This window comes from Wolbachia endosymbiont of Cylisticus convexus, assembly GCF_003344345.1.
The window spans coordinates 1-4558 of record NZ_QPIP01000024.1; the positions used below are offsets into that span (position 1 = coordinate 1).

Consider the following 4558-nt stretch of genomic DNA (forward strand, 5'->3'; position numbering starts at 1 on the left):
CCGGAATTTAAGTACTGCCAATTATGATGATACATTTGCAAACTTAGTGAGAAACGTGTTTCGCAACCGAGTAGTTGATCATATAAGTTCTCATGAGAACGAGTTTAGAGGTTTTGTTACAGGCAGTTTTGAGAATTATTTAGAAAACATGAGGAAACCCAATACTTGGGGAGGCGAGCATGAAATAAGAGCAATGAGCGAGATGCTTAGCGCAAGGATTAGTGTTTCTGGTGCAACTAGAAGTCAATATGACAACGGGAATATTCAAATACAGTTATTTCATGTTGGCGCACCAGGTAAACGAAATCATTATAACTTTGGTCTTGAGGGAGGTATTGTCGATAATGATGTAGAGCTTGCGAAAGGTTTAAAAAAAGTCATGGGTAAAGGAAAGCCACAAGATTTTGAATTAATACAGTTATTAATAGAGGAAGCAGGTAAAGAAGTCGGTATAAGCCGGCAAGATGAAGACTTTAAGTCTTTTGAACCGAGATTTCAGTCATTTGTGGATCAGATTCCATCTTATTTACACTCTGTAGGAAAAGCAGGATTTTTTACACACTTCTTCTTAGGGAGCTTTTCTACTTTGCTGGACACAGAGGTGGCCAAAAAATTAGGTATCAAGGAGATTTATTTTCGCTTTGATGGTGCAAAGACTTTGAAGGTAGCTGTCATAAAAAATGGTGAGATAAATAGTCAGGAAGATGTAGTCGATAAAGTAAAATTATTTGTTATCTCAGAAAGCGGTTCTCGCACTTACACTCAAGAGTTTGATCAAGGTGAATTAAAGGGAGTATTAGGCAAACATTATTCTTTTATTGAAGATCATTTAGATAAAATTAAAGTTAAATCAATAGAAATTATTAAGGATACCGTTCATCAGGGAAAAATAGTTGTTGACGTAAAAGATAAAGGAGTGGACATAGAACATAATTCTGAAGTTCAGTTTAAAAAAGTGAGAAAAGGGTTATGGAGGGGTCCCGAAGTCGATATAGCGAAGCTAGCTATTTCCAATCAGCGAACAGTTAAAGCGTCTTTAAGGAGAATTCTTGATAAGATTTACACAACTCACTCTGAATATGCAGACTCACTAATCTATGCCAGTAGAGCGCGCGAAGCAGCACATCATGGATTTATGGTAGGTGTTTTCATGAATTTCCACTATAGGTATAATCTTAGAGTCTACCCAGAGCAATTTGCAGGAAGGGGTTATGCAGATATTGTTTTAGTGCCACGTGGTCCTGATCGTGCATTAAATTCTATTCCCATTATTATTGAATTAAAAGCGGGAGCAGATTCTAATTCTACTCCAGATAAGGCTTTGGAACAAGCAGAAAAGTATGCACAAGGTTTCCAACCAAATGTTCAGCGAGTTTTAACTACTGCAGATAACATTTTATGTGTTGGTGTCAATCTTGATCATCCATCCCCTATCTCCAACATTGAAGCAAAAAGTCGTGAAGGAAGAATAGTTCCTTTCTTTCAAGGTATGCTAAAATCCATTGATGATTGGAGTATAAAGGAAATTGACAAAAAAGAATTGAAAAGACAGGTAAAAGATAATTTGGAACGTATCTATCATACGTTTCCTGGCACACCAGAAAAGGGAGATAATCATTATTTCAGTAGGTTTTTACTAGGGCAATCATTATTATTAAGTGAAGATCCAGGAACAAGTTTAAAAAAGTACATTTTTATCTATGGAGATAATATACCTACCGAAGTGCATCCCGATTCTGGTAGACCTGTACGTCTAGTAGTTCAAAGAAACAGAAAAGAATCATCAACTAACCTTGATGCAAGCCACGCAGCTGTAACAATGGTGCTTATTCCAGAAAATACAGGGAAGTTGGTTTATGTAATAAATATTGTTGAAGCTAACAGAAAGGATGTACTAAATAAAGCGCTTCCTCTTGATAGATTAGGTAGAGAGATAGGAGATAGGGAAATAGTTGAATTAGGTCTTAATTTTGACACTAGATATAAGTCAAAATTTGAAAGATACCTTACTGTTAAAGCTAATGAGCCTATTTCTCTAGAGCAGTATAATGAAAGAGGAGTTGATAAGTTTCAAGGTACTTTTAAGAATGTTCCCTATCCTAATGAGTTAAAAGAAACATTTGATAAAGCACTAGATGCTCAGTCTTCGTCAGTAAACGAATATAACAGATTGTTAGAAAAAATTGGAGAGGGAATATTTCCTTTTAAGACTCTCGTTAATAAAGAAGCTCATTTCCAGGGAATATTGCATGGAGTGTTTAGTTATTATAGTGACTTAAAATTACAGGAATCACCAGAAACTAGAGCATTAGTTTTAACTGAGTTTCAAACTGGTAGAGGGGAACGCATTGATATGCTAGTTCATGGTATTAAGTTTGTGGCTCAAGGTGGAAATGCTGAGGAATACACTCCAATAGGGTTGGAACTTAAGACATCAAGGCAGGGCAAAGGAGCTCAAGCTTTATCGAGGGAAGCAAATAATCAAATAGATGAAAAATACAAAAAAGGTGTTACCTACAAAACACTAACAGATGGTGACGAGGTGAAATTTATCGGTGTTGTTTTTGATAAAGGATCTAAGGATCCGAGTAAGCTTATTTTAACAAGTAGGACAAACGAGGAAGGATTTATTTCTGTTGATGTAATTCATAGTTCTACCTTAGAAATTGATCAGCAACCACCTAGAAAGAAATTTAAACCAAATAGTTGTGTAAAGCGAGGTGGTAGAAATAGAAGAAGTATTAATCCTTGTTTATTTTCAAAAGATGATGTGGAAAAGTTTAGTAAAGGAAAGGTAGATGAAAATAATGTAGATAAGATTATAATTGATAGTGAAAAGTTTTTAACTTACATAAAAAGTAGTCAAGATGAGAAGAAAAATGCTCAGCTAATAGAGTTTATTGGAAATAAAAATATTGAAGGTGACTATAAATATTTAGCTGACAAAGTGGTTGGAGATCAAGGATATGAACGCTATATTCAGAATGAGCGTATCAAGGATTTGTATGGTGACACTTTACAGCAAAATAATGATTTAACAAAAAACTCAAAATTAAAAAGTAGGTTAATGAATGCTGCAGGTAGAATACAATTAATCAGGGGTATTCATGGTGCTGCTGTATCATGCACAGATGGAACAGCATTAGATTGTGGATTAAACGTAGGTGGGATAATATGGTCTTTTGCATCTCAGCCAATTGAATATGGAATGGTTAAAATTACTCCAAAAGTTGTAACATCAGCTGAAAAGATTGTAGGAAGGATTATACCGGGTACTTTAGGTAGGCAGACAAAATTTGCTATTCAAATTGCAGGTGCAAAATTTGGAAGTACAATAGCAAAAGGTGCTGCAGGAGCTGTATCTGGTGTATTTGATATTGTTGATATAGGCAGGTCAGCAAACAATCTTGTAGACTGTAAAAATAGAGAAGGTAGTGATAATCCATGTAAAGAAAAGGAGATAAGGGATAATATAGCATCTATATCCTTTTCTGGTGTGTCATTTATTTCTGGTGTTGCTCTTACAGCCGCTAGTATGCCGGTAGTTGGTATTGCAGTTGGGTTTGGGTTGATGGTAGGTTATGGAATTTATAGTGGTGTTAGCAATATTGTAGAGTACGAGAAAAAGTATAATACAACTCATGGAGAAAACTGGCGTATTTTTTGGCATACATTTGCTCTTCAACCTATACCAAAGGATGTACAACATCTTGCAGCCAGAAAGGAAATGATTAATAGTCTGGCTAAAGGAGCGTGGCGAGCTTTAAATAGTAATAACTCTGATAGTCTTATTGCCTATGGTATTGGTCTTGGAAAAGTAAATGGTAATACTCTTCGTCCGGACTATGCAACGATTATGATGAATGAAACAAATGCCAATACAGAAAATCTTTCACGTGTTATACCTGATCCAATTCAAAATGCTACAATGATTTGCTTACCACAGATTACCAATCAAGATTATGAAAAGGGTATTAAAAGTTCTGTTCCATCAGCTAAGTACTATTGTGATAATGCAATGGTTATTAGCCATGATAGAAAAGTAAATGTGATGCAAAAGGACAAAACAATTGTTTATGATTTAATCGGTATAGATAGAGGTACCATTGTTGGAAGCAATGAATGGAACAATAATTTTCTAATTAGTTCAGGTGCAGCAGAAATAACTGGTGGTAATAGTAAGGTAGTAAATAGATTTGTTGTACATGATGTTAACTTCTCAGGTAAAATTATTGGTAAAGGGAACTCTACTAATATACTTGATTTGAGCAAATTGGCAGGAGATAAAGTTATAGTGAATGTTAATTATCGTTTTGAACCTAGTGCTTCCGGACAATTAAAAGTAAAAATAAATGATCATTTATTGATTGATGATTATATCGATAGTAATATTTTTAATTATCACTATGTTGGAAGGAAAAACAAAGTGGATAGGGTGCTATGTATTGGTTATTCTGAACACTTTACTGGAACTGATGATCGTGAAGTTATCATAGATAGTGGCGGTGGTTCTAGTAATAGTGAGAAAGACGTAGTTGAAGGTTGCAAAAAAGTAATT

Annotated in this window: 1 protein-coding gene; it reads left to right on the forward strand. The window is 34.9% G+C overall.

Annotated features, from left to right (window positions below):
• Positions 1-55 precede the first annotated feature (55 nt).
• On the forward strand, positions 56-4558 hold a 4503-nt coding region (locus tag Wcon_RS03875; protein WP_179947478.1), incomplete at its 3' end, for an OTU domain-containing protein.